This is a genomic window from Caballeronia sp. LZ001, from assembly GCF_031450875.1.
Classification (GTDB): domain Bacteria; phylum Pseudomonadota; class Gammaproteobacteria; order Burkholderiales; family Burkholderiaceae; genus Caballeronia.
In genome coordinates this window covers 25,258-50,220 of sequence record NZ_JARTVX010000001.1, presented here as the reverse complement: position 1 = coordinate 50,220, position 24,963 = coordinate 25,258, and the positions used below count along the sequence as shown (strand labels likewise).

The 24,963-nt window shown below is 59.6% G+C and carries 20 protein-coding genes and 3 pseudogenes; 12 read left to right on the top strand and 11 right to left on the bottom strand.

The window, feature by feature from the left end; translation table 11 throughout:
• The first annotated feature begins 174 nt into the window (after positions 1-174).
• A protein-coding gene (locus P9292_RS00255; RefSeq protein ID WP_309957764.1) for an IS3 family transposase occupies positions 175-1,544 on the top strand; the annotation gives its coding sequence in 2 pieces (ribosomal slippage) (positions 175-652 and positions 652-1,544; 1,371 coding nt in all).
• A gap of 82 nt (positions 1,545-1,626) precedes the next feature.
• Here the strand turns inward: P9292_RS00255 and tnpC are convergent.
• From tnpC to P9292_RS00215, 8 genes and pseudogenes are all read right to left on the bottom strand, one after another.
• Positions 1,627-3,192, bottom strand: a complete 1,566-nt coding sequence (gene tnpC, locus P9292_RS00250; protein ID WP_309957762.1) for an IS66 family transposase — start codon at positions 3,190-3,192, stop codon at positions 1,627-1,629.
• A gap of 30 nt (positions 3,193-3,222) precedes the next feature.
• On the bottom strand, positions 3,223-3,567 hold the full coding sequence (gene tnpB / locus P9292_RS00245) for an IS66 family insertion sequence element accessory protein TnpB (protein WP_250469971.1): 345 nt from the start codon (positions 3,565-3,567) through the stop codon (positions 3,223-3,225).
• On the bottom strand, positions 3,564-3,983 hold the full coding sequence (tnpA, locus tag P9292_RS00240) for an IS66-like element accessory protein TnpA (RefSeq protein ID WP_284503555.1): 420 nt from the start codon (positions 3,981-3,983) through the stop codon (positions 3,564-3,566). Before tnpA ends, tnpB begins: the two co-directional genes overlap by 4 nt.
• Before the next feature lie 49 nt (positions 3,984-4,032).
• Positions 4,033-4,896, bottom strand: coding sequence for a flavodoxin domain-containing protein (locus tag P9292_RS00235; RefSeq protein ID WP_309854118.1), 864 nt, complete (start codon positions 4,894-4,896; stop codon positions 4,033-4,035).
• Positions 4,893-5,816, bottom strand: a pseudogene (locus P9292_RS00230) (FAD:protein FMN transferase). The gene P9292_RS00235 and the pseudogene P9292_RS00230 overlap by 4 nt, the downstream one beginning before the upstream one ends.
• A 119-nt stretch (positions 5,817-5,935) precedes the next feature.
• On the bottom strand, positions 5,936-6,673 hold the full coding sequence (locus tag P9292_RS00225) for a DUF4198 domain-containing protein (RefSeq protein WP_309854125.1): 738 nt from the start codon (positions 6,671-6,673) through the stop codon (positions 5,936-5,938).
• A gap of 74 nt (positions 6,674-6,747) precedes the next feature.
• Positions 6,748-6,987: pseudogene (locus tag P9292_RS00220) on the bottom strand (DUF2271 domain-containing protein); the annotation flags it as partial.
• Between the two features lie 26 nt (positions 6,988-7,013).
• A complete protein-coding gene (locus P9292_RS00215) occupies positions 7,014-7,658 on the bottom strand; it encodes a PepSY-associated TM helix domain-containing protein (RefSeq protein WP_309854115.1) in 645 nt (214 codons plus the stop codon).
• Between the two features lie 500 nt (positions 7,659-8,158).
• Between P9292_RS00215 and P9292_RS00210 the strand changes: the two genes are divergently transcribed.
• The 7 genes and pseudogenes from P9292_RS00210 (at position 8,159) to P9292_RS00180 (ending at position 17,911) form a co-directional block, all read left to right on the top strand.
• Positions 8,159-10,540, top strand: coding sequence for a catecholate siderophore receptor Fiu (locus P9292_RS00210; RefSeq protein ID WP_309854112.1), 2,382 nt, complete (start codon positions 8,159-8,161; stop codon positions 10,538-10,540).
• Between the two features lie 78 nt (positions 10,541-10,618).
• Complete coding sequence (locus P9292_RS00205; protein WP_309957760.1) at positions 10,619-11,305, top strand: Fe2+-dependent dioxygenase; 687 nt, start codon at positions 10,619-10,621, stop codon at positions 11,303-11,305.
• A gap of 561 nt (positions 11,306-11,866) precedes the next feature.
• Positions 11,867-12,046: a winged helix-turn-helix domain-containing protein gene (locus P9292_RS43020; RefSeq protein WP_404989476.1), complete on the top strand. Its 180-nt coding sequence runs from the start codon at positions 11,867-11,869 to the stop codon at positions 12,044-12,046.
• A 190-nt stretch (positions 12,047-12,236) separates the two neighbouring features.
• Positions 12,237-12,701 (top strand): sigma-70 family RNA polymerase sigma factor, encoded by a 465-nt coding sequence (locus P9292_RS00195; protein ID WP_309957756.1) that lies wholly within the window; start codon positions 12,237-12,239, stop codon positions 12,699-12,701.
• Positions 12,702-12,832: 131 nt separating this feature from the next.
• Positions 12,833-13,855, top strand: a complete 1,023-nt coding sequence (locus P9292_RS00190) for a FecR domain-containing protein (RefSeq protein WP_309957754.1) — start codon at positions 12,833-12,835, stop codon at positions 13,853-13,855.
• A gap of 118 nt (positions 13,856-13,973) precedes the next feature.
• Positions 13,974-16,385 (top strand): TonB-dependent siderophore receptor, encoded by a 2,412-nt coding sequence (locus P9292_RS00185; protein WP_309854064.1) that lies wholly within the window; start codon positions 13,974-13,976, stop codon positions 16,383-16,385.
• 491 nt (positions 16,386-16,876) lie between these two features.
• Positions 16,877-17,911: pseudogene (locus P9292_RS00180) on the top strand (DDE-type integrase/transposase/recombinase).
• Positions 17,912-17,969: 58 nt separating this feature from the next.
• On the opposite strand, the gene P9292_RS00175 reads toward P9292_RS00180, so the two are convergent.
• Both P9292_RS00175 and P9292_RS00170 read right to left on the bottom strand, forming a co-directional pair.
• Entirely contained in the window at positions 17,970-19,568 is a 1,599-nt protein-coding gene (locus tag P9292_RS00175) for a CocE/NonD family hydrolase (protein ID WP_309854067.1), read from the bottom strand.
• A gap of 118 nt (positions 19,569-19,686) precedes the next feature.
• A complete protein-coding gene (locus P9292_RS00170; protein ID WP_309854070.1) occupies positions 19,687-20,001 on the bottom strand; it encodes a hypothetical protein in 315 nt (104 codons plus the stop codon).
• Between the two features lie 234 nt (positions 20,002-20,235).
• Here P9292_RS00170 and P9292_RS00165 point away from each other — a divergent pair, with 234 nt between their 5' ends.
• Together P9292_RS00165 and P9292_RS00160 are read left to right on the top strand one after the other, a co-directional pair.
• Positions 20,236-21,357: a PAS domain-containing protein gene (locus P9292_RS00165; protein WP_309957752.1), complete on the top strand. Its 1,122-nt coding sequence runs from the start codon at positions 20,236-20,238 to the stop codon at positions 21,355-21,357.
• Positions 21,358-22,704, top strand: coding sequence for an ATP-binding protein (locus tag P9292_RS00160; protein WP_309957750.1), 1,347 nt, complete (start codon positions 21,358-21,360; stop codon positions 22,702-22,704).
• Positions 22,705-22,952: 248 nt separating this feature from the next.
• Here P9292_RS00160 and P9292_RS00155 read toward each other — a convergent pair whose 3' ends face one another.
• Positions 22,953-23,390: a response regulator gene (locus tag P9292_RS00155; RefSeq protein ID WP_309957748.1), complete on the bottom strand. Its 438-nt coding sequence runs from the start codon at positions 23,388-23,390 to the stop codon at positions 22,953-22,955.
• A gap of 505 nt (positions 23,391-23,895) precedes the next feature.
• Here P9292_RS00155 and P9292_RS00150 point away from each other — a divergent pair.
• Positions 23,896-24,033, top strand: a complete 138-nt coding sequence (locus tag P9292_RS00150) for a hypothetical protein (RefSeq protein ID WP_309957746.1) — start codon at positions 23,896-23,898, stop codon at positions 24,031-24,033.
• A 165-nt stretch (positions 24,034-24,198) separates the two neighbouring features.
• Positions 24,199-24,687, top strand: coding sequence for a hypothetical protein (locus P9292_RS00145; RefSeq protein WP_309957743.1), 489 nt, complete (start codon positions 24,199-24,201; stop codon positions 24,685-24,687).
• Positions 24,688-24,963: the final 276 nt, after the last annotated feature.

The window sequence follows — 24,963 nt, the reverse complement described above, 5'->3', positions numbered from 1 at the left end:
ACCCGTTCGGTTTCGTCGAAGTCTGCGGCTTGCAGCGTAAGCGACTCGGCTGGGCCAGTTCCTCATTCGTGCGCGCGTGAGGCATGATGGCGTTCATATGGATCACGACGGGGGATCGTGTCCATGATCAGCTGAACTGACCCCCGAAGGTTGCACCTATCTTTGGGGAATGTCTTGGGAAAATATACAGAACAAGCGAAGCTCGCTGCCGTTAAGGATTATTGCGCTGGCCATCACGGGCTCAAGGTCGTCGCGCGACGTCATGGCATCAACGTAGAATCGCTGCGTAGATGGGCAGCGCTTTACCGCGTACATGGCGCTGAAGGTGTGCAGGAGAAGCGTAGAGCGACCTATAGCTTAGAATTCAAGCTATCGGTTTTGCAACGTATGCGAGATGACGAATTGTCCTACCGCCAAGTTGCAGCCCTCTTTGACATCCGAAATTTCAACATCATTGGCAACTGGGAACACGCATACGACGAAGGCGGCATGGCCGGCTTGTCGCCGTACGCTTCCGTGCGCCGCCCAAGAATGAAAAAGCCGTCAACTAAAAAGCCTCAGCCGAAGTCATATGATGGCAGCTCCCCTAGCCGCAAAGAGTTGCTGGCAGAACTGGACCATCTTCGAATGGAGAACGCATACCTAAAAAAACTCGACGCCTTAGTTCAAGCGAAGAAGCAAGAAGCGCAGCAGTAAAAGCGCGAATCGTGCTTGAACTAAGGCAACAATATCCACTCGCTGGCTTGCTCAAGGTGGCGGGCCTGGCACGGAGTACCTTCTACTATCAGAAGAAGGCGCTCGGGATTGCCGACAAGTATGCAAGCCTGAAGGTCCGGATTCGCTCGATCTTTGACGAGCATAAGGGGCGGTATGGCTATCGCCGCATCACTGCCGTGATACGGCAAGAAGGCACCAAGATCAACCACAAGACAATTCAGCGCCTGATGGGTGAACTTCGGCTGAAGTCGTACGTCCGGTTGAAAAAGTACCGTGCATTCAGAGGCGAGGTGGGCCTTGCGGCACCGAACATTCTTGAACGGCGATTCGATGCGAAGCGTCCGAACGACAAATGGGTAACTGACGTCACCGAGTTCAATGTCGGTGGCGAGAAGCTGTATCTCTCGCCCGTTCTCGACCTGTACAACGCCGAGGTTATCGCTTTCGAGATAGCCCGACGACCTCTGTTCGACATGGTCGGGACCATGCTCAAGAGAGCGTTCGCGCGCCTCGGACCGAACGACAGACCCATACTCCACTCGGATCAAGGCTGGCAATACCGAATGCCGGTCTATCGGAAGGCTTTGGACAAGCATTCTGTCAAACAAAGCATGTCGCGCCGGGGCAATTGCCTCGACAACGCGGCGATGGAAAGCTTCTTTGGCACACTAAAGTCAGAATTCTTCCACCTAAACAAGTTTCGAGACGTTGATGAACTCCACGCCGGACTGAAAAACTACATTCACTACTACAATCACAAACGTATCAAGATGAAGCTAGGAGGCGTGAGCCCGGTCGCATACCGGTCTCTGCTCGCAACAGCATAGCTGTCACACCGTCCAACTTTCGGGGGTCACTTCATCAGCAATCGTGGACATGATCTATCCAAATCTATCCAGATCTATCCGGTTAAGGCGTAGGCGGAGTGGCCGGCTTCAGTTTGCCGGCCACGTTCCAGGGCAGCAATTCGTCGATGCGTGAGATCTTGTGGTCAGCGATATGGGTTAGGACGTATTCCAGGTAGGCGCGCGGATTGATCCCGTTGAGCTTTGCCGACCCGATCAAGCTATACATCGCGGCGGCTCGCTCGCCTCCGCTGTCGGAGCCGACGAACAGATAATTCTTGCGTCCGAGTGCGACACAGCGCAGCGCGTTCTCGGCAAGCACGTTGCTGATCTCGACTCGACCGTCCTCGCAGTAATACACGAGCGCCGCCCAGTGGTTCAGCGAGTAGTTGATGGCTTTGGCGAGCGCGGACTTCGTCGACAGTGTCGCGAGTTTCGCCCTAATTGTCGCTTCGAGCTTCGTGAGCAACGGCCTGGTCTTTTCCTGCCTGAAGCGCAGACGCTCGTCAGGCGCCTTGCCGCGGATGTCGGCTTCGATACTGTAGAGCTCGCCGATCATCTCGAGCAGTCGCTGGGTATCTGGAGTCGGTGTGCGCGCGTGAACATCGTAGATATACCTCCTCGCGTGGTCCCAGCATGCCGCTTCGTGGATCTCGCCGCTCGCATACAATTGATCGAAACCCGCGTAAGCATCGGCCTGCAGGGTCCCGCGGAATGCGGCGAGCCGGGTCTGAGGATGTACGCCTTTGCGATTCGACGAGAAGTCGAACCATACCGCAGCCGGCGCACTCGAGCCCGAGCGGTGATCGTCACGTACGTAGACCCAGAAGCGGCCGGTCACCGTCTTTCCGTTGCCTGGCGCGAGCACCGCAACCGGTGTGTCGTCGACGTGTACTTTGCCGGCGACGAGCACGTAGCGCTGGATTGCTTCCACAAGCGGCCCGCAGAGCTCGGCGATCTGCCCGATCCAGCGGCCCATGCTGGCGCGATCCAGCGTCACGCCGTCGCGTGCCGCAATCTCCGATTGGCGATACAGCGGTTGATGATCGGCGAACTTCGATACCGCAATGTCGGCCAGCAGGCTCGGATGCGCAATGCTGTGCTCGATCGGCAGGCTGGGCATCGCGGGCTGTTCGATGTGGCCGCAGTCAGGACAGCACAGCTTGTGACGGATCGTGCGGATCACTTTGAACACAGCCGCCACGCGCGCGAGTTGCTCGGAGGCATCCTCGCCGAGTCGCTGCATCGTTGTCGCACACTTGGGGCAAGCCGGATTCGGTGTGAGTTCGATTTCATCGCGTGGCAAGTGCGGCGGCAGCGGCTCTCGCGTGGGCGCTCGACCGGGCGGCGCCGTCGACGTCTTGTCTCGGTGTCCTCGCTTCTCGGCCGCGCCCTGACCGGCCGTCAGGTCTTCCAGCTGCGCCTCCCGTTTATCGATCTGCCGGGCCAGTTTCTCGGACTTGCTCCCGAAGTACATCCGCCTGAGCTTGTCGATCTGCGCCTTCAAGCGTTCGATTTCGTCGTCCCGTGCGGCAATCTCCCGCACCATGTTCTCGATCGACGCCTGCTGCTCGAGCACCAAAGCTTGGAGCTCAGCGACGGAGGTGGGAAGCGGCGCATCTCTGGACATGCGTCGCAGTTTACGAGCCTTCGATGTGGTTTACAACATCGACAGAGCGGCGGTGCGTTGTGGGTGTCGCCAGTCGATGCCTTCGAGGAGCATTGACAGCTGTGCGCTCGTTAGATGGATCTTTCCACCGTCGGCCTGTGGCCAGATGAACCGGCCTCGCTCCAATCGCTTTGCGAGCAGCCAGAGGCCATCGTCGGTTGCCCAAAGCAACTTCACGAGATCGCCGCGGCGGCCGCGGAAGATGAATACGTTGCCACCCAGCGGATTCTCCTTGAGCGCTGTCTGCACTTTCGCGGCCAGCCCCTGGAAGCCGCAGCGCATATCGGTCGCACCGGCCACGAGCCAAACGCGCGTACCTGCCGGCAGCGCGATCACTTCAGACAATCCTGCAGGAACGCTTCGGCGCGCTCGGCAGACAGGCCGCGAATCCTCACACGCCGTTTGCCAATCTCCACCTCGATTTCGCACGCAGGGGGCGGCATCGGTACGCCGCGTGGCGCTTGCGACGCCATTGCCGACTCCGGCGGCTGCAGTACCAATGCCGAGTCAACCACCTCGACGCTCAGCAAATTCATGCTGGGCACGCTCGACGCGGCTTCGAGTGCAGGGACAGGCAGCTTACCTTCACGGTATTGCTTGCGCCATCCAAACACTACATTGGCGTTGATGTCGTGCCGTCGCGCAACAATCGACACTGACATGCCGGGTTCCAATGTCTCCCTGATCACCTGCTGCTTGAATTCTTGCGCATACGTGCGACGGGGATGCGTACGGCCCGCTGCGTTCGACATGGCTGACTGTCTCCGTCAATCTGAACGCGCTTATCATGCATCGAGAAATTCAGTACTGTGAAACGGTCATGCCGAGTCGCTTACCTTGCAGCCATGTGCGAACTGTTTGAATCGCGTGCCGCGGCCGGATCTGCGCGATATCGCCTGCTTGCCACTCGAGCGTGGCCCTTTCTGTCGGCGTAAGGCAAATGTGATAAGCCGGACGTCCCGCGCTGCTCGGATTGAGCAACGTCCGATTCGTTAGTGTCCAGCGCTCGAATGGCTTCAATGCGGGCATCGGCGCGTTAGAATCGCCGCCCGCGATCGCCGATACATGCGCGTTCCATGTGCGCAAAGCGGCAGGATCGCCGTTATCGACTTCGATGATGTCGAAAAGCGGCTGCGCGCTGCGTTCGCGCAACCACGCGTGCACGCGATGACCGAAGCCGCAAAAGTCGCGGTAATGCCGATCGCCCAGCGCCAAAATACCGTACCGCAGCGTCGGAAGTGACGGAAGTTTCGGCGCGAGCGACTGCATGGCGTGACCGGCGAAACGCGATGCATTGTCCGGCGCATCTCCCTCACCCGTCGTGCTAACGATGAAGAACGCCCGCCGATAACGGTTGAGCGCCTCGGCATCGACTTCGTCCAGGGATTTCAGCTCGATGCACGCATCGCCCAAGAGACGCGCGCTGTGCGCGGCGCATTCTTCCGCGAAGCCGGTCTGGCTCGCGTACGCGACGAGCGTCGGCTTGTCCGCAGTATCGAAATGGCTCGCCGCCGTGGGATGACGACGCGCGCTGCGGGCCGCCAGACACATCGCCGCGTAAGACACGACAATGCCGCACGCCATGATCGGCCGCGCGCCACCGCAGCACACGGCGCAGGCGCTGCCAATGGACAGCGCCGACCACCACTGCGCCGCGCGCTTCATTCGAGCATCCCGGCGTACGCGGGGCTGACACTGTCGATGAAGCCGTCCACGGTCCGCACGACAAAGCGCGCCGCGATCCGCTCGCGCCGCGCGAACGCCATGCCGGCATCGTGGCCGAGCACCATCAACGCGGTCGAATATGCGTCCGCCCGCATGCATTCGCGATGCAGCACCGTCACGGAAGCAAGCGCATGACTCGCCGGATAGCCGGTACGCGGATCAACAATATGCGCATGATGACGCGCGGTTGCATCGACGAAATAGCGGCGGTAGTCGCCCGAAGTTGCAACCGACAATCCATGCAGCGCGATCAGATCGTGCGATAAAAGCGGCGCGCCGAGGTCCTGCTACGGCGGCGTCTCGATTTCGACCCACCAGGGCGAGCCATCAGGCTTCACGCCTTCGCCGCGCAACTCGCCGCCCACCACCAGCCGATGCGCGATACCCAGCGCGCCGAGCGCATCGTCAATCGCATCGACCGCGAAGCCTTTAGCAATCGATCCGAGATCGAGCACCGCTCCGCCGGGTTGCCTGACGCGATTCGCATCGCGATCGAGTTCGATGCGTTGCCATCCGCAGCGCCGCCGCATGGCTTCGACGTCGTCGGCGCAGGGCACGCGCTCGCAGCGCCCGGCGGGACCGAAGCCCCACAGATCGACCAGCGGACCCGCGCTCGGATCGAATGCGCCGCCCGTCAAACGCGCAACTTGCAGCGCCGTGTCGATCACGCGCAAACATGCGGGCGGCATGTCGATCCACGTATCTGACGGCGCGCGATTGAAGCGGCCGATGTCTGAGTCCGCGCGCCAATGGCTCATCTCCGCGATGATCGCGTCAAGCGCGTTTCGGATCGTCGAATCGACATGTGCGTCGTCATGTTGTGGCGACAGTACGCAGCCCACGGTCCATGTCGTGCCCATCGTGTCGCCGCCGAACTGCGCGAGGCGGCCATCGCTCATGGCGGCCAGCGTGTCCGGCATCAAGCCTAACGGCACGACGACGCGGCGCGCGCACGCGACGTCGATAGGTTCGACGTGGATCACTGAGGCATCACTTCGAGCGTCGCGCCGTAGTTCGCGCGCCGCGATTGCGCCTGCTTCGTGTTCGTCTGCGCGTCCTGCACGCCGGCCTCCATCCAGTACATGCCGGGCGCTGGCCATTTGACGCTGAACCGGCCATCGGCATCGGTCGTCACGTCAAGCTCGTTAAGCTGATCGCGATAGCGAATGCCGCCCGGCACCACCGTGACCTTCACGTTGGCTGCGGGCTTGCCGTCGAGCACAAGCCGGAAGCTCGCGGGCGTCCCGGCGACCAGATCGTTCGGATGAGTGAGCGGCGTCATTTCGAGTCCGCGCCCTGAGTTTGTAAGCGCGGTGGAGGTCGGCTTGCCCCGCGTCACGAACGATTCAACGCGCGTGTTGGATTCCGTCACCTTCAGATCCTGCGCGTCGGCGGGCACGTTCTTGTCGAGCGTCTCGGCATTGCCGCGCCAGCGTTTCGTTTCACCGTTGACCTTGTAGCTCGCGAACAGCGCGTGGCTTTCGACCGCGATCTTGTACGTGCCTTCCTGCGTCAGATGCACATCAAACACGCTGCGATAGCGGCCCGTGCTCGCGTTCTCCGACATGACCGCATTGCCATCCGGCCCCGTGACGACGAGACCATCGAGACACAGCGGAAAATGCTCGAAGTAGAAGAGGTCGTTGGAGACCGCTGCATCGACGGTGATCCACGGATCGGTGCCTGACAACACGGTCGCCGACGGCAGAATCCACATGCGATGCGCGTGCGACGCGGCGGGCGCCAGCGTCAGCGCAAGCGCGGACGCGAATATCGAATTCTTGAATGCGAGATGTCCTTGAGCCACTTCGTGCCTTCGCCGTCCTTTTTCTTTCCGTCGTACCAGACGGCCAGCGTCGTGACTGGCGTCTGATCCACCTTCTCGATCCACATCGACACATAAGGCTTGTGATACTCGGCGACATCGAGCCGGGGAATAACCACCGTGACGTTCATTTCCGCCGCGTGTGCCGCATCCGTGAGCGGCACAGCGACGGCGCTGACGAGCGTAACGGGTAGCAATCGACGCAAGTCGGCTCTCTTTTTATCGTTGATATTTAATGGATGAAAACGATCGCGAGCAACACCGGCGCGACGAATCCCAAACCGACGAGCGGCCACGTCGCGCCGCGATGGCGCGCGTGCAGCTTTATAAGAAACAGCCCGGTGATGCTGAAAACGACACATGCGCACGCGAAGACGTCTATGAAAAGACTCCACGCGCCGCCAGTGTTGCGGCCCTTGTGCAGGTCGTTAAGATAAGAAATCCAGCCGCGCTTCGTAAGTTCGTATTGGACGTTGCCGCTGGAGAGGTCGATGCTGACCCACGCATCGCCGCCGGGGCGTGGCAGCGCGATATACGCTTCCCCGCTCGACCACTCCGCGTCGCGCGCGTCCGTGTCGGTATTGAACTGGTCGTCGAGAAAGCGAGCGATTGCACCGGGCACGGCGCCATGCTTCGGCGCAGCGCTGAGGATTTTTAGAAGTGCATCGGGAAGCCGGGCAGACGCCCGTGTGACGCTCGGATGCGCCTCGATCTGGCTCGCGTGATTGAGCGTGAAGCCCGTTACGGCGAACGCTATCATGCCGACGAGGCAGACTGCCGAACTGATCCAATGCCAGCGATGCAGATGCCTGAGCCAGAAACCGCGTCGCTGCTTTGCCTGACCGGGCGTCGATGAAGGTGCCGAGAGAACGTTCATGGTTATGCTTTCGCGGCACGCTGCCGCCGATGTCAAAACACTTTCGGGGCCAATGAATGATTCGCGTTTGAAAACGCTATCCCCGCGCAGTACAAAAGCTGTAGTGCGCCGTATAGCCACGCGAACGGAAGACTGGATATTAAGAATGTCCTTTTAAGAAGCCATTGACTTCTGAATGCGAACCATTTACATTTGTCACGCTTTCTTACAAGGTCGTTTCGTAAGCTTTCCCTGTACTTTGGAAGGAGCGTGCAGCGCAATCGCGACGAGCACCGCGGTAGCCGAATCGCACTGGCCGCTCGACGTGCACCTCCTGCGCACGGGGGTCACGCCTCGTTTATTCGAGCGTCGATTCACTGCTCTAAATCACCGTCAGCCAATGCGCGGGAACGCATCGATGTCAATGCGCCCGATCGCCTAGCCAGCTCCGCTAATTACCGGGGCGTAACCGGTCCATGCGCCTGTATTCATACAGGACTCCTATTTTCATAGAGCTGAAGATGGCCTACATTCGTAGTCGAAAACTCGCGCCTTGTCGCGCCATTCCTGCTGGCACAACGTTGACCGGCGCCGCCGCACGGGCAACGATCGTGGGCGGTATCGCGCTGGCTTGCGCCCTGCCCGTCGCGGCACAGACCACCACGGACGCGCAAACGTCGCAAGTCGCGCAGACCGAAATTCAGTCGCAGACGCTGACGGCGTCGCAAAGCGAGACGCTGCCCGCCGTGCGCGTGACCGCGTCGCCGAACAGCGACTACAAGAGCGAAACGCTTGCATCGCCGAAATTCACGCAGCCGATCGAAGATACGACGCAAACCATCACGATCATCAACAAGGACGTGATACGCGATCAGCAGGCCACCACGCTCACCGAGGCGCTGCGCAACGTGCCGGGCGTCGGCACGTTCTACGCGGGTGAGAACGGCAGCACCAGCACGGGCGACGCGATCTACATGCGCGGCCTCGACACGTCGAATAGCATCTATATCGATGGCATCCGCGATACGAGCACGGTGTATCGCGACATGTTCAACTACGAGCAGGTTGAAGTCATCAAGGGACCGTCCGGCTCGGACTACGGACGCAGCGCGCCGAGCGGTTCCATTAATCTCGTGACGAAGCAGCCAAATCTCGAGAACACGTTCGATGCGAGTCTGTCCGGCGGCACGTCGGACTATGCGCGCGGCACGCTCGACTGGAATCATAAACTCAACGATACCTCCGCGTTCCGCCTGAACATGATGGGCCACAAGGCGGACGTCGCGGGCCGCGATGAAGTCGAAAACAAGCGCTGGGGGATTGCGCCATCGCTGGCGTTCGGGCTGAATACGCCGACGACGGTCTATATCGACTACATGCACGTGAAACAGGATAACGTTCCGGATGGCGGCGTATCGACCATCGGTCTGCCCGGCTACACCGCGCCGAGCGCGGCGCTCGGCGTGCTCGCGACCGCGCCGAAGGTCGACACGCACAATTTCTACGGCACCGCATCCGATCACGACGATTCGACTACGGACATGGCGACGGTGCGCATTGAGCATCGGCTGAACAACGCAACGACCATTCGCAACACCACGCGCTGGGCCGAAACGAAGCAGGACTATCTGCTGACGTCGTTTATGGCGGCCGCCAGCAATCTGACGATTCCGAATCCCGCGAATCCCGCGACGTGGACGATGACGCGCACGCCCAATCTGCGCGACAGCAACAACCGCATCCTGACCAATCAGACCAACGTCACGAGCACGTTCAATACCGGACCAGTCAAGCACGATGTCAGCGCGGGCTTCGAACTGACGCGCGAAGAGCAGACGATTTATGGTCACAACACGCCGACGGAACCGGCCGTCAGCATCTACGCGCCGAACAGCGACGTGTTCGCGACCAACTACGGCCGCAACGGCGCCAATGCCACCGGCACGACGAACACCATCGCCGCGTACGCGTTCGATACGATCTCGATCGGTAGCCGTATCGAACTGAATGGCGGTCTGCGCTGGGATCACTACAACACCGATTACAATAGCGCTACGGCGTGCGGCGGCACAGGCCGGACCGTCGTCACGTGTCCGACAGGCGTATCGGCAGGCTCGCCGGTCACGACGATCGATGCATCGACCAACGGCAATCTGATCGACTGGAAAGCGGGCGCGTTGTATCGCATCACAAACAACGGCAACGTCTACTTCAACTACGGCATCTCGCAGCAGCCGCCGGGCGGATCGAACTTCGCGCTCGCGGCGGGCGGCACGGGCAACAGTGTGAATCGCATTGACTTCGCGCCGCAAAAAGCCAAGACGTACGAACTCGGCACGAAGTGGGAACTCTTCGGGCATCGGCTGCTGGCGACCGCCGCGCTGTTCCGCACGGACATCACCAACGAAGTGCAATTGCTCGATGACGGCACATACGGACAGATCGGCAAGAAACGCGTGCAAGGCGTCGAATTGAGCGCGCAAGGTCAGATCACGCCGGCGTGGTCGGTCATCGCCGGTTATACATATCAGGACGCGAAGGTCGCCGCGGGCACCGCCGTGTCGCAGGACGGCTCGACGCTGCTTTCCTACACGCCGCGCAACGCGCTTTCGCTGTGGACGACGTACAAGCTGCCGTACGGCTTCACGCTCGGCGGCGGCGCGCGCTACGTGAGCGGCTTGCAAAGGGGCACGGACGGCGCGGTCGGCACGCCGGATCACACCGACGCATACTGGGTCTTCGACGCCCTGGCCACCTACAATGTGACCAAGAACCTGAACCTGCAACTGAACGTGTACAACATCTTCAATCGCAGCTATGTCGCGTCGATCAACAAGAGCGGTTATCGCTACTTCCCCGGCGCACCGCGCACGGCGGTCGTGACCGCGAACATCAGCTTCTGAGAACGGTCGCTCACCGCGTGGAATCATGGGCAACAACACGCACGGCGGGCGGCGCAATACAACACGGAATCACGCATCATGATGCTGCACATAACCGAAGTTCTGAGCGCCGACGAACTCGCGCATCTGCGTGAAAAGCTCGATGCCGCGCAGTGGGTCGATGGCCGTGTCACGGTTGGATCGCAAGGTGCGCATGTCAAGCAGAACCAGCAGTTGCCGGAACATGCGCCCGAGATGCCGGCGCTGCGTCTGCTCGTCGAGAATGCGCTGAAGCGCCACAGGCTTCTCTTTTCGGCCGCACTGCCCTTACGCGTGTCGCCGCCGCTGTTCAACCGTTACGAAGGCGCGCATCACGAGCATTACGGATTCCACGTTGATGGGGCCGTGCGCGCGACGCCGACGCAGCCCGGATGGATGCGCACGGACTTGTCAGCTACGCTTTTCGTCAGCGCGCCAGATGATTACGAGGGCGGCGATCTGACGGTGCGCGACACCTATGGCGAACATGAGGTGCGTCTTCCGGCGGGCGACCTGGTGCTCTATCCATCGTCCAGTCTGCATAGCGTTTCTCCGGTGACGAAAGGCGCGCGCGTCTGTTCTTTCCTGTGGATCCAAAGCATGATCCGCAACGATCAGAAGCGCACGATGCTCTTCGAACTGGACCAGACCATTCAATCGCTGCGCACGAAATACGGCGAAAGCGACGAGAGCCTGACGCTGTCCAATCACTATCACAACCTGTTGCGCGAGTGGTCGGAGATCTGATGGAGCAATGCGGCTCGTTGGCAGGGACATGACAGACAGCAACTCGATGCAATCGTCGGCAACAAATGTCTTTCTGATTACCTACCGGCAAACAAAGTACGTTTCATTGGCCCGCCAGTTGGCGCGCCACGACGTGCGGCTTCACGTTCAGACCGAACTTCACGCGCATCAACTGTCGGGTCTCGATATCGACGGAACGACGACCATCGTCGATCTGTCGATGCCTTCATTGGACGTATTGACGACGCTCGCGAGATTATGCGTACACCGTGGACGCACGCGCCTCGTGTTGCTGGCGACGTGCAATGAAGACATGGAGCGCGCCGCCGCGTTTGAACTCGGCAACGACGCGTGCATCAGCGCGCCGCTCGTTTGCACAAATCTTCTGTCGGTTCTTCGCACGCCAGCGCAGCCCGTCCAAAAAGCGACGTTCATCGATCAGGTGTTTGAGTCGCCGCTGATTCGCATCGATCCGAGAACACGTACGGCATTTCGCGGCCAAGCGGTACTGAATCTGACGGGCGCGCAATACACGCTTCTTTGCGCGTTCGTCCGTTTCCAATGCCGGCCCTTTCCCGGCTCAAGCTTACATCGCTCCTTCACGGAACACACTCGGATTTTGCGGAGCGACAAATTGACTTGCACGTCTGGCGACTGAGGCAAGCGATCGAGGAGGATCCAGGCACGCCTCGTCTGATCCAAACCATTCGCGAAGCGGGCTATATGTTCGTACCGGGTTAGCGATCGCGCGGCGGATTCAAAGACAATGCACACCGCCGTATTCCTTACACGGTCTTACCGAAATCACTCACGCCACCGCCCTCGCTTGCCTATCCCTCCGATTTAAACGATAATCATTCGCATCTTTAGTACGAACAATGCGTGCGTCTTCCGTCGGCTGGACAGAGTCGGACAGCACAATACTCATCCAGTGGTCGAACGCTATTACCGCGAACTCGTACGCTTTCTTTCACATCGCGTGAGGGATATCGACACGGCGGCGGACATCGCACAGGAAAGCTACGCGCGCGTGTTGGCGCTGCACGCGTCGGGCACGTCGATCACCGACCCGCGTGGTCTGCTCTATCGTACCGCGCGTAATCTGGTTATCGACACGTTCCGGCGCGCTCAAGTGCGCACTCAGCATCTCAGCGAATTCGATGACGACGAACCCGCCGCGCACGCATCCATCCAACCCGAACACGCCTTCGAGTCGGCACAACGGACGAAGGTGCTAATTGCGGCGATCGAATCATTGCCGCCGCGTTGCCGCGAGGCGTTCGTGCTGCATCGCTTCGACGGATTGAGCCATTCGCAGATCGCCGAAAGCATGGGCATCTCGCGCAACATGGTCGAAAAACATATCATTCGTGGTGTGCTGGCTTGCCCGGCGTGAACTGGCCGTCTGGGATGGCGAGGACTTCCCACCGCGCACGGCCGCCGATTGATCGCGTACGGATCCAATTCCACGGTCAGGTATCGGCCTCGTCATGCGTCTACTGCTTCATGCGCGATGACAACAGGACAATGAGACGACCCATCCAGCCTTCCGACGCATCGTCGGCCGAACGCGATATCGACGAGCAAGCCGCGACATGGTTCGTCAAACGCCGCGACGAACGCGATGCATCCGGCGACGCGGCCTTCGCGGAATGGCTCGCGCGGGACGAAGCGCATCGCGAAGCGTACGACGCAGTGGCCGATGCATGGCACGCGCTCGGCGACTTGCGCGGCGAGGACATCGCCCATCTAAAAAATGGCTATGCGTCGAGGGCCCTGGAATCGCCGGCCCGACGCGCGTTCGTTTCGCGTTTTGCCGTCGCGGGAACGGCGGTCGCGCTGGCGGCCGGCCCGCTCGGATGGCAGTTCTTGCGCGACGAATCACGCCGCACGCCGGCCTTCGCGCGGCGCTTCGACACGCGCCGCGGCGAGTTGCAGACCGTTGCGTTGCCCGACGGCAGCACGTTGCAACTCGATACCGACACGCATCTCGGCGCGCGTTTCTTTGAGGACCGCCGCGAAGTCCACGTGACGCGCGGTCAGGTGATGTTCGCCGTGCAATCGGATGCGGACGTGCCGTTTCGTGTGTTCGCGCGAAGCGTATCGGTCACGGTCGTTGGCACGCGCTTCGCCTTGCGCTGCACGGATACCGGCCTTGAGCACGGCAACGTGCGCATCGACGTTGAGGAAGGACGCGTGCGTGTGGAAGCGATGGCAGCGAGCGGCGTCGAACTCGTCGCGGGCCAGAGCGTTTCCACCGATGCCGATGGCCGCCTCGGCCACGTTGCATCGATCTCGCCGGACGATGTCGGGGCGTGGCGCGAAGGCCGCGTCAGTTTTGACGACACGTCGCTCGCGCGCGCGTTGCAGGAGTTCGAACGCTATACGCCGATGCACGTCGTCGTCGACGATCCAACGGTCGCAGCGATGCATCTCACCGGCAGCTTCGACGTGCGACAGGCCACGAGCTTCATCCGTGCGTTGCCGCGCGTGCTGCCAGTGCGCGTGCGCAAATGCGGCAGCGGCGTCGAAATCGTGCGCGCGGGTTGAACGCATTTGTTCGCATTCGCCCACTAAAAAACATGAACGATCGATGTCAGGTTTAGCGGCTGCGCTGCGTCTTCTTCGGGAATGACCTTTATTTCATTACTCGCTGGAGAGGCCGTCGATGCTGCACCCTCGCTTTCCGTTGTCCGCCATGACCGCGGCCATCGTCTTCGCCATCGCATCGCTCGATGCGTCCGACGCCCGCGCGCAAACCGCCGCTGTCGCTACACCCGCATCGAACCTCGAGTTCTCGATTCCGGCTCAGCCGCTTGGCAGCGCCTTGAACGAACTGGCGCGCGAGGCGCATGTGCAAGTGCTGGTCGATCCGTCGCTGGTGGCGAATCGCACCGCGCCTGCGGTCACCGGCCGCATGTCGGTGAAGCAGGCGTTCGAGCGCATGCTTGATGGAAACCGTCTCGTCGCGGCTAGCGAAGGCGACACCGTCACCATCCGCGAAGCATCGGCGGCATCCACGGCAGCAGCCCACCGCGCCGAAACGGCGCTGCCCGCCGTGAGCGTGACCGCGAGCGGCGGCAACGTTCAGCCGCCGACCGAAAAGACCGGTTCCTACACGATCAACTCGACCACGGCGGGCAGCAAGATCGCGCTTGTGCTGAAGGAAACGCCGCAGTCGGTGTCCGTGCTCACACGCGCCGAGATGAACGACTTCCAGCTCAACAGCGTGAACGATGCATTGCGTCACGTAACCGGCGTGACCGTCGAACCGTACGATTCCTACGCGACCGATTTTATGTCGCGCGGCTTTCACATCACGAATCTACAGTTTGATGGCGTCGGCACGCCGTTGGAATACACATCGCAATACGGCGATATTGACATGTCGCTGTATGACCGCGTCGAAGTCTTGCGCGGCGCGGACGGGCTGAACGCAGAAACCGGCAATCCGTCCGCGACGGTCAACTTCGTTCGCAAACGCCCGACTTACGAGATTCAGGCGTCCGGCGACGTGTCGTACGGATCGTGGGACACGAAACGGATCGACGTCGATATCTCCGGGCCGCTGAACAAGGCGGGAACCATCGCGGGCCGTCTCGTCGCAGTGCATCAGGATGGCAATTCGTTCACCGACCGGCTGCAGCCGAGCAAGGATATCGTCTACGGCGTCGTTGATATCAACGTCACACCGAGCACGCTCCTGACCGTGGGCGGCAGCTACGAATACAACCAGTTGAAAGGCGCGAGCTGGGGCGGCCTGCCTTTGCTCGATGCATCGGGCAATCAGTTGAGTTACGGCGTGGGCACGAGCCTGGCACCGAAGTGGGCGTACTTCAACACGCAGGAACAGCGCGCGTTCGCGGAACTCACTCAGCAACTCGGGCAGCGCTGGACGTGGAAGACCACGGTCAACTACAACGACATCTACAACAATGCGAAATTCTTCTATCCGTACGGTTCGCTGAACTCCGACGGCTCGGGCGTCAATTCGTACACGTCGTCGTATGTGTCGTCAAACCGGCAACTGGTGCTCGATTCGAACGTGACGGGCAAACTTGATCTGTTCGGGCGGACGCACGATATCGTGGTCGGCGCGAATTTCTCGCGCTCGCAATTTACGAATCCGTCAGCGGAAGGCGACGGCGATGGCGTGCCCGTCGCCTACGCCGACCTGCTCGCGGGTAACTATCCGGAACCGGTCTTCGGAGACGCGACCTCGCACGTCAATTATCTCGATGTGCGCCGCTCGCTCTATGCGTCGTCGCGATGGACGCTGACAGACCGCGCGCATCTGCTCCTCGGCATCAACTACACACAGTCGGCCAGCAGCGGCAGTTCCAACGGCGCGGGATACAACCAGCAGTCGTCGGGATCGGCGCCGTATATCGGTCTCACGTACGACCTAACGAAGCAGATCACCGCGTACGCGAGCTTCACCAAGATCTTCAATCCGCAGACCGATCTCGACGCCAACAATCACTTGCTCGGTCCCGCTCGCGGGCGCAGCGGCGAAATGGGCATCAAGGGCGCATTCTTCGATAACCGTCTGAACACGTCTCTGACGGCTTATCACATTCGGCAATCAAATATTGCGACGCAAGCGGGCTTCAATCCAGACACGGCGAATTACTACTACACCGGCGGCGACGCAACGTCGCAAGGTGTCGAGGCCGAAGTGTCGGGGCAGATTACGCATGACTGGAACGTCAGCGCGGGCGCTACGATCCTGCGCGTCTACGACGACAACGGTCAGTCGACACAGCTCTTCGTGCCGCGCAAATCGGCGCATCTGACGACGACGTATCGCCTGCCCTTCTTCGATCACAGGCTCACGCTCGGCAGCAGCGTGCGCTGGCAGAGCGCGACGCGCTATGTCGAAGATGGCTTGGGCACAGCCGAGCAAGGCTCGTATGTCGATGTCGATTTCATGGCGCGCTACGACGTAAACCGGCACTTTACCATCACCGGCACATTGAACAATGCGCTCAACAGAAAATATTGGGCCACGACCGAATACAACTATGGAACATACGGCGCGCCGCTCAATGGTAGCGTCAATCTGACCTGGCGGTATTGAACTGACGAGGGCGCGCCGCCGCGCGCGTCCATCCGCCCCTTTGCAGCTGCCGGGAGTTTTCGATCATCTGCTTGAACGACGATTAAGTGCCGAAAGTCAGCCAATGGCTTGTGCCACCGACCAATTCGAATCCCAAGGAGCAGCGAATAGCATTTTAAGGATGCGAGCCAGGATCATTCTCGAAAAGGCGATTTCAAAAGCACGTGAGCGGTTGGCAAGCGTTACTTAAGCGTTGACGGGTCGGACGTACCGAAAGCGAGAACGAGGGTAAGGCAGGACAGCTACACCGAGCACAATGCTGCAATTCGGAGAACAAATGACGCATTGGCATCGGCAACGAGTCCATCGACGCTTCTCGACAATCGAAATCATCTGCTTCACCTGACGCTCAATGGCCGCAGTAGAGAGGTGGCCCCTAAAATCTGGACAGTCGGTTAGGCGGAATCGCTGGGTTCTGAAATAGGCATAATGCCTACAAAGGAAACCAGACGATGACGAAGAGAACCCGGCGCACGCACTCCGCGGCGTTCAAGGCGAAGGTGGCACTGGCAGCCGTACGCGGCGAGCGCACGCTGGCAGAATTGGCGCAGCAGTTTGAGGTTCATCCGAACTAGATCACAGAATGGAAGCGGCAGTTGCAAGAACGAGCGGCCGATGTGTTCGGCGCGGCGGCCGTGCCCGTCATTGAGCCGCCGGTGGATCTGAAGACGCTTCACGCAAAGATCGGCCAATTGGCGCTGGAGAATGATTTTTTGTCCTGCGCGCTCGGCAAGGCAGGCCTGCTGAGCGCAAAGAAATGATTGATCGTGCCCACCCCCTACCTGTTTCCCGGCAGGTCAAGCTGGTCCGCATCAGTCGATCCAGTGCGTACTACGCGCCGAGCCCGGTCGGTGCCACAGGTCTGGCGCTCATGCGCCGCATCGACGAGTTGCACCTTGAGCATCCGTTTGCTGGGGCGCGCATGTTGATGCGCCTGCTCAAGCGAGAGGGCATAGTGGTTGGACGTAAGCACGTCGGCACGGGAAGATCGAGCGCAGCAACCAGGTGTTCGCACTCACGACCTTCGTGCCTATGGTACAGAGCTTCGTCTATCTGACTGCTGTGATTGATTGGGCTAGCCGTCGTGTTTTAGCGCTCTGGGTTGCGATCACGATGGAAGCTGAGCATGCGGTGCAGCACTTGAAGAAGCATTCGCGAAATATGGATTGCCTGAGATCGTCAACACCGATCAAGGTAGCCAATTTACCAGTACAGTCTTCACCGACGCGGTCCTGTCGCGCGGGGTCGCTTTGTAGATGGATGGCAAGGGAAGCTGGCGGAACAACGTTTTTATCTCACGACTGTTGCGCAGCGTGAAGTACGAAGAGATATATTTGAAGGCCAATGAGTCCGTCGACCAGGCACGGCAGTCGATCGCTAACTACCTGACGTGGTACAACCAGCAAAGGCTTCATTCAAGTCTGTCGGACAAGACCCCGGATGAAGCTTACTTCGCGATGCTGCCCGCGATGAAAACGGCAGCGTGACCGCCCAGCGTTCCACTTAAAATCGAAAAAACTGTCCGACCGTACGGGGCCACCTCTCTCAACCGCGCATACGAGGGGCATTGCTCTTCGCCGACGTCGCGCTAATGGGCCTGGTGCCGATCAGTAGTCGAGCGTCGAATTCACCGCCCGAGTGGAGCACGCACACCGCCTTAGGACTACGTTCGTAGAAAGAAGGGAACTGGCCACGAAGCGGATCCCTCGGAAAATGCCATGTGCCTCGGATGTCGAGGCGAAGCACGTCGCCTTTGAGAAAACGCGTCGCGTGGGGCTGCAACGCAATATCGGCTGGAATGATCTCGCCGGCACGCAGCGGCTCAGCGAAACGATGGGTGTGGACGGGCTGTACCGGGGTGGAAAGACATTCATCGAGCTCACGATGCGCGGCGCGTTGCCATCCTTTGGAGACCATGTCAGCCGAGAAGCCGAATGAGCCTTCGAACTGCATTTGCACGCCATCGCGATACTTGCGCACGCCTGCAAAAACGAAAATATCGTCGGCGCCCAGCACTTCAAGGTGCAAACGCAGCGCCATGGGGCCGATCACATCAATATCCTCCGGCACTGTCCACACGAAATGTACCGCCCCTCGTCGGGTATCAAACGATACGGATGTCGCCTGCTCCTGCATCGATCCTTCGATCAATGTTCCACGGCCCGCGTCAAGTGCAAGCGTGCGCCACTGCAGATCGTCGGGCGGCCAGTGATCCTCGCCAACAACGGTGACCGGTTCCGGCCCATGATCGTAAATCGCCAGACGTACTGCAGGCTCGCGGTCCCAGCCATTGTCGAGGCCCTTGAGCGTGTGATCAAAAAACCGCAGCCGCGCGGCAGATGCCTCTTCGCTGTAAAAAGCACACCACTTGCCGTCGCGATGCGTGTAGAGCGATTTGAGAACCGAGCCGGCGCGTCGGAACACCTCGAACGAACCTTGTGTGTGAAGTGAGTGGTCCGAGAAGCTGCCGCAGACCAGAATCGGTACCTCGATGCGCTCAAGATTGGGAACCGTCGATTCGTACCATTCGTCTCGATCCGGACGATCGACGATCTCTTTTCGAAATCGGGTGCAAGTCGCCACTCCGCCCCGCTTGAGTCCCTTGTCCCAGACGATCGTGAAGCCGTCCTCGCGAACTCCACCGGGACGGGCAAAGTCGCGATACAGATCGCTGAACCCCTCCCAAGGGCAAATGGCCGCAAGATGCGGCGGGCGCATCGCTGCCACTTTGTATTGACTGATCGCGAGGTACGACACGCCATTGAGCGCCACGCGCCCGCAACACCACGTTTGCGCCCCGACCCATTCGATCACGTCGAAGTAGTCTAGGGCTTCCTGATCGGAGAACAGTTCACCGACGCCTTCTGCGGTGCCTCCGCCGCGCAAATCGACGTTCACCACCGCGTAGCCATGCGGCACCCAAAAGCCGGGGTCGGGCGCCTCCCAGCTCGTCCATTCGGAGATAGTAACCGGCTGCGGCTGAGGAAACAGCCGATACTGCAGGTCGATGGCGCGGCCGCTTCGACTATGCGCGGCAATCCTGTCCTTGCCATATGGATGAGCCGACATGATCACCGGCGCCGGCTCGCCGCTTGACGGGCGAAACACGTTGACGCGCAGGATCGTACCGTCACGAACCTTCACGGGAACATCCCAATCCGCGTGGATGCCCCCGGGTATCTCATATAAACGCACCTGAGGACGAAACGCGTTCTTTATCCGACGAAACGCCAACGTCAGCGGCCCCACACCCTGTCGTGCTCTATGCGTAGTCATCGTGCGGGCCACGTCCAGTAGAGTATTCGAACGCCAGTCGTGCCTTTCGCAACTGCCCGGCGAGCCACAAGTCTTCAAACTGCTCACCCCACAGCGCCTGCTGTACAAGCGTGACGCCACGACATTCCGCAATGAAATCCAGCACCGCAAAAAACCGCTGGTCCTCCACGATCGCGTTCCCGCAGCTTTGGGCCAGCGCGGTCAGCACCGCGAGTTCGACGCCGCTCGGCCGAATGGGTAAAGGTGGCGAGGCGGCTGGATCGGAAAGCGATGCACTGGCCGCACGACGCCAGAGCGTCACGCTGTCGTCAAGCTAAGGGACCGCGCGGGCGATCTCTTGGCCGAAAGGCCGCGGTTGGCTTGTGCCACGGGGCGTTCGCCTCAGGTAACTGCGAAATAGCCAATTTTACCCTAAGACCTTATCCCGATAATATACTCATATCGGGCTAAGACTATTGATAGATCGCAGTTATTAACAGCGCGCTTGATGTGCTGGGGATGGGATATGGCGTTGTGCAAGCCTCTCCGCCGGGGCATGGTTGTTGCAATTGGGTTGCGTATGCTCATTCCAAGCGATGTTGCCGTACAACATTCGCCCGCGCTTATGGCTTCTCACATCTTCGAAGAAATCTTCAACACTGCTCCTGTTGGCAGCTACTTACTCTCCCCCACAGCAGACGCGACCGTCCTTGCGGTCAACGACGCCTTCCTTCATGTCTCTTCCTTGCTTCGCGAAGAAATGGTGGGGCGGAGCCTTTTTGAAGTATTTCGTCATAACGAAGCTGACGCAGAAGACACGGGCGTTGAAGCGTTGCGCCGATCAATCGCGCTCGCCGTTCAGACTGGCGAGACGCAAAGGATGCCGCTACAGCGCTTTCCCTTGTGGGTGACCGCCGAGGATGGATCGACGCGTTATGAAGAGCGGTTCTGGAGCGCCGTCAACACACCCATCTTCGACGCGGACGGCACAATGCTGTGCGTCTCTCATACGACAAACGATGTCACTGAATCTCATTTGACACGGCGGCAGCTCACCGCGAGCGAGCAACGGTACCGCACGCTCTTCGAGGCAATCAACCAGGGATTTTGTTTGATCGAGATATCGTTTGACGAAGCCGACGAGCCCGTCGACTACCGCTTTCTCACGGTCAATCCCGCGTTTGAGTTGCAGACCGGTCTTGCCGATGCGCAGGGTAAGTCGATATCTGAGTTGATCCCGGGCCACGATCGGCACTTCTTCGACATTTATGGCGCAGTCGCCAGGAATGGCGAGCCCATTCATGCGCAGCGAGAGGCTTCCCAGCTCAGACGTTGGTTCGATATCTATGCCTTTTGCCCTGATGCGAGTGTCCCAAACCAAGTCGGTGTCTTGTTTTCCGATATCATCGAACAGCGCAGAAATGAAGAGCGTCTGCTCCAAAGCGAGCGCAGCGCGCGCGCCGCTGCGCGCGCCGCACTTGAAGCGACACGTCGCCTTGACGCCGTATTGGAGGCCGCACCAATCGGCATCGTTGTCAGCGACGAGCACGGTGCTATCGAGCGTGTGAACCGGTCGTTTGCCAAATTATGGGGGGAGGAACATCCTCGTCCAGCAGAGATCGACGATTTCCAGATGTGGAAAGCGCGTTGGGCTGACCATTCCGACAAGCATGGCTAATTGCTTAACGCCGCGGATTGGACATCGGCGCGTGTTTTGCAAGGTGCCGAAAACACGCGGGATCTCGTTTCGATCGAGAACTTTGAGGATCCGCCTGCCACTCGAACGCTGCTGAGCACCGGGGCGCCCATAAAAGACGACCACGGCAAAATCGTCGGCGCCGTAGTGGCGCAACTCGACATCACCGATCGCGTAGACGCAGAAAAGCAACTGCGGCGTGCGGACAAGCGCAAGGACGAGTTCTTGGCCATGCTATCGCATGAATTGCGCAATCCGCTCTCTCCGATCGCGAGCGCTGCCGAACTGATGAGAGTCGCGCCAAGCAATGCCCGCCGCGTAAGCAAGGCGTCCGAGATCATCTCGCGACAGGTCCGACACATGACCGGCCTCATCGATGACCTCCTGGAGGTGTCACGGGTCACGCAAGGGCTGATTAAACTGAATCTGCAGGTCTTGGATACAAACCGCGTTGCGGCAGACGCGATAGAACAAGTCCGACCGCTGGTTGAGTTGAAAAGGCACCGTCTTAGTTTCCATTCCGCATCTTCCGCAGCACTTGTTCGAGCGGACGAGAAACGGCTCACGCAGGTCTTTGCCAACCTGCTCAACAACGCCGCGAAGTACACACCCGACGGCGGCGCGATTGATTTCTCTGTCGCGGTACGGGGGAAGTTCGTTCGGATCACGGTTACGGACAATGGAATTGGCATGACGCCAGAGGTCGCTGCCCGCGCGTTCGACCTTTTCGCTCAGGCAGAGCGAAGCTCGGATCGTTCTCAAGGAGGTCTAGGCATTGGGCTCGCCCTTGTTAAAAGCCTCGTGCAACTCCACGACGGCACAGTCGCGCTTGCCAGCGACGGACCGGGACAAGGTACCAGGTTCATCGTCTGCCTGAAACATGTCGAGACGGCTTCGGAACAAATGGTCGAAAATTCGCCACCGACAACTGATTCGCCCTCGCTTAGCCGTCTACGCGTGCTGGTTGTGGACGATAACATTGACGCCGCCGAGACGCTCGCCATGTTGGTGGACTCGCTAGGCAACGAAGTACGCGTGGCTCAAAGCGGCGCCGGCGCCCTGGCGGAAACCGAAAACTGGCACCCACATGTCTGCCTTCTAGATATCGGCTTGCCAGATATGGACGGCTATGAGCTTGCATCAAAGCTCAACCGCCGGCCGCAGACCGCCGACGCGGTGCTTATCGCCGTGACTGGATATGGACTTCCTCAGGACAAAGATAAAGCGCTGGCGGCCGGATTCGACCATCATTTTGTCAAACCGCTCGATGTGAATCGCTTGTTCACTCTCTTTGGTGCGATGGCTTCGCACCGAGCTAGCGAACCATGACGGCCTATGCAATGCGCCCTACGCTTTAGCCCTACGCGATACGCCATACGCCTCGTTATTTAAGAAATGCTCGGCGCCTCGAAGTCAGCAGACAGTCTTGTCTCTGTGATCATCTTTTTGACGTCGGAGAAGATCGCGGCAAATTCCATCCTGCACTCCAAGACAGCAGGAAGCTTAGAACCGCCAGCGCCCGAAAGTCACCGACTTCATGCGTTTGACGTGAAGCGTTAATGCCTCAAACGCTACCGCTAGGCAACGCGCGGCGAGGAGGAAAAACTGTGTATGAGGGCGATCAAAGCGTCGATTGGTTGACCTTTTTGAAAATAGCCATCGAAGTCGCCCACTTCCGATCGGGCACGAACGAATGTCTCATCGAATGCGGTGTAGGCGATAATGATGACGTCACGGGCGGCCTGCGTGCGGCGCAGGATTGCTGCGGTAACAAATCCATCTTGCTGCGGCATAGAGATATCTAACAGTACAAGTTGTGGGCGCAGCATTGCGCATGAGGCGACTGCCGCCGGACCGCTGTACACCGGGTGCGCTTCAAGACCCGCCGTGTCAAGCGCCGCCGCCACGCTGTCTGCGACCAACTCCTGGTCATCAACGACGACGGCCGTAAGGACGGCTCGATGGTCAAAGGTTCGTGTCGACCATTGACAATGGGATCTATGTACCTGCCTCACCGTCTCCTCGTATTGCGGTTCCTCGTCCTTTCATGCTGTCCCCATACGTCGGGGAATTGCCTGGCATTGCCTTGTCGACCAGCTACGGTAATCCCAGCAGCCGCATTCGTCATATCCTACATACTTATTCTAGCCCGACAAATCAACGGGCGGTGCGTCCCTATTTTTGCGAGGTCCGATACTGTCTCGCGTCTAGCGAAGCGTGGGAAACTGACCAATATTCTAGTTATTTAGCACTCCGCCAGCGGGCGGCCTTTGCGGGAGCAAGATCATCTCGATCGTTGGTCATTGGCAAAAGACGGCTTGGCGAACCGGCCAAGCTTCGCTTCGCTAAGACAATCCGAGAGGCGCAACATGCTCGATTAGCGCGACTGGCGAAGGCGGCGAGTGCCCCTTTCGGCAAAAGGCATCGATTTCCACCTCCTTGTCGCGCGCGATCACCTCTGCCCCGGCGAGCGAGGTGTACGCAATGATCGGCGTCCGGGCGAACCGTGCGGAACCGCGCATGAATAAAGCGACGAAAAAGCCGTCGCTGATCGGCTTTTCTATACCGAGCACGACGACATGCGGCGTCCAGGCCGACGGCGCATTGAACACGGCGCTGCCCTTAGTGAGAACGAGCTTTGAAGTCCTTCGCCGGTAAGTATGGCCGCCAATGCTTCGGCGCCGACGGGAGCGCGAGCGATCTCTTGTCGTAAAAGTTTGGAACGAGACATCGGACTTGGGCCTCATGCATTCTTCGAGTCAATCGAGAACGGGATTTGCTGTCTCCGATTAATACCCGATCCTCTTCTGACTCGAATGCCCAATGGTGCCTAAACCAAAGTCGCGAAAACCGATCCGTAGCGTCGCAAAAGCGGCAAGGCATAAGAAGGTCCTTTATCTTCCGCTCGATCCGGCTTCGGTCGCACAAATTTCCATCCAGGTCCGCATGGCGCTTGAAGTCGCCCGTGCCGGGCAAGGCGACGCGGCGACTTTGCGTTGCCTATCGCAAGCCGTGGCCTTAACGGGATTAATCGCAGCGGCCGGGCACGGCGAGATCGACGAGCGAAGCCTTGCCTCCGCCGAGGCTGCGCTTACTGGCGTCCTCGCGTCGGGAAATTTAAGCGGTTGGGGATTGAGCACGGATGAGATGGCAATTGCGACAGCGGTGGTCAACGAGCATGACCGCCAGCTTAGAGAGACGCGCCTTGACGTTGTTGTGCGTGCCTTTGAACAAATCGAGCGAGGACTTGGAACGGGGATGACGCTCGCCGGTCTGTTCGCGCTTCGGCGGCTAGTTCTTCATGCTCGGTAACCTCGCATTAGAAAAATCATGCAATCATCCAACGGCGTTGCATGTCAGGATGGAAAACCGATGCCTAGCTACGCGTTCAAGAACGTTGTTTGAGGAGTGTTCAAAAAGTTTTGACCGGCATAGCTATTTGTCCTCCGCCGAATTCCGCCGGACTGAGCATGAAGCCCTACGTTCTGCCATCCCGTCGTTGTAGCCCTTCACGGCTCGAAAGCGTCCGCGCTTGCGACGATATATGTAGGGCGGAAGAATGCGTCGGCAAGCGCAATGTTGTCACGT

Bases quoted from the DNA above. Each gene is read 5' to 3' on its own strand.
- P9292_RS00215 (WP_309854115.1), bottom strand. From the start codon at position 7,658: ATGAACGTTCTCTCGGCACCTTCATCGACGCCCGGTCAGGCAAAGCAG.
- P9292_RS00225 (WP_309854125.1), bottom strand. From the start codon at position 6,673: ATGTGGATTCTGCCGTCGGCGACCGTGTTGTCAGGCACCGATCCGTGG.
- P9292_RS00150 (WP_309957746.1), top strand. From the start codon at position 23,896: ATGAATAAAGCGACGAAAAAGCCGTCGCTGATCGGCTTTTCTATACCG.
- P9292_RS00165 (WP_309957752.1), top strand. From the start codon at position 20,236: ATGGTTGTTGCAATTGGGTTGCGTATGCTCATTCCAAGCGATGTTGCC.
- P9292_RS00190 (WP_309957754.1), top strand. From the start codon at position 12,833: ATGAGACGACCCATCCAGCCTTCCGACGCATCGTCGGCCGAACGCGAT.
- P9292_RS00235 (WP_309854118.1), bottom strand. From the start codon at position 4,896: ATGAAGCGCGCGGCGCAGTGGTGGTCGGCGCTGTCCATTGGCAGCGCC.
- P9292_RS00205 (WP_309957760.1), top strand. From the start codon at position 10,619: ATGATGCTGCACATAACCGAAGTTCTGAGCGCCGACGAACTCGCGCAT.
- tnpA (WP_284503555.1), bottom strand. From the start codon at position 3,983: ATGTCGAACGCAGCGGGCCGTACGCATCCCCGTCGCACGTATGCGCAA.
- P9292_RS43020 (WP_404989476.1), top strand. From the start codon at position 11,867: ATGCCGGCCCTTTCCCGGCTCAAGCTTACATCGCTCCTTCACGGAACA.
- P9292_RS00210 (WP_309854112.1), top strand. From the start codon at position 8,159: ATGGCCTACATTCGTAGTCGAAAACTCGCGCCTTGTCGCGCCATTCCT.
- P9292_RS00145 (WP_309957743.1), top strand. From the start codon at position 24,199: ATGGTGCCTAAACCAAAGTCGCGAAAACCGATCCGTAGCGTCGCAAAA.
- tnpC (WP_309957762.1), bottom strand. From the start codon at position 3,192: ATGTCCAGAGATGCGCCGCTTCCCACCTCCGTCGCTGAGCTCCAAGCT.
- P9292_RS00185 (WP_309854064.1), top strand. From the start codon at position 13,974: ATGCTGCACCCTCGCTTTCCGTTGTCCGCCATGACCGCGGCCATCGTC.